Annotated in this window: 1 protein-coding gene; it reads left to right on the top strand. The window is 41.8% G+C overall.

Annotation, left to right across the window (positions count from 1 at the left end; genetic code table 11):
• Nucleotides 1-298, top strand: a 298-nt coding sequence (locus ACTHS3_RS16670) for a hypothetical protein (protein ID WP_440368597.1), incomplete at its 5' end; no start/stop codon positions are given.
• Between the last annotated feature and the right edge of the window lie 254 nt (nucleotides 299-552).

The raw sequence follows: 552 nt of genomic DNA, 5'->3' as shown, positions 1-552 counted from the left end.
CATATTTTCTGATTTTGAGATCCAAGCGGGAGTATGTCGTATGGACATGATGTTGTTTACCAATATTGTATTGATTGTTTTATGTATTTTTACCATGTTGCTGGTGTGGTCGCGCAACTGGAAACGCAAGCAGGCGTATTTTGAGAAAATCAAAAGCAATCCGGAAAACCTCAAATGGGTTGGGCAAAATCTGACCGGTCAGGAATGGAAGGATTTGAAAGTCGTAAGCGACCGTTTTGGTCTGCCCATGTTGCAGGCCAAGCAATTAATTGATTTTTATAAAAACAGTCAGCTCTAATTGATGATTTAACGATAGAACTTGACTGAAGTTAAGGCCGTCTGAAATAGCACTCTTATAATAATATAAGTGATATTTCAGACGGCCTTGCTGTTGATTCAAATAAAGGGAGGAGAACAAAAATGACCGTTTACTTAATCGGCGACTCCGTTCGGCTTGCTTCGGAGCCTTACACGCGCGCCGCTTTGCCTGAGGTGGATATTGTTTCTCCATCGGAAAACTGCCGTTCGTCGCATGATGTGTTAGAGCATATC

It is taken from the genome of Neisseria sp. P0009.S007 (assembly GCF_051962515.1).
Note: the sequence above shows the minus strand (reverse complement) of the source record. Positions and strands in the feature narration are given on the sequence as shown.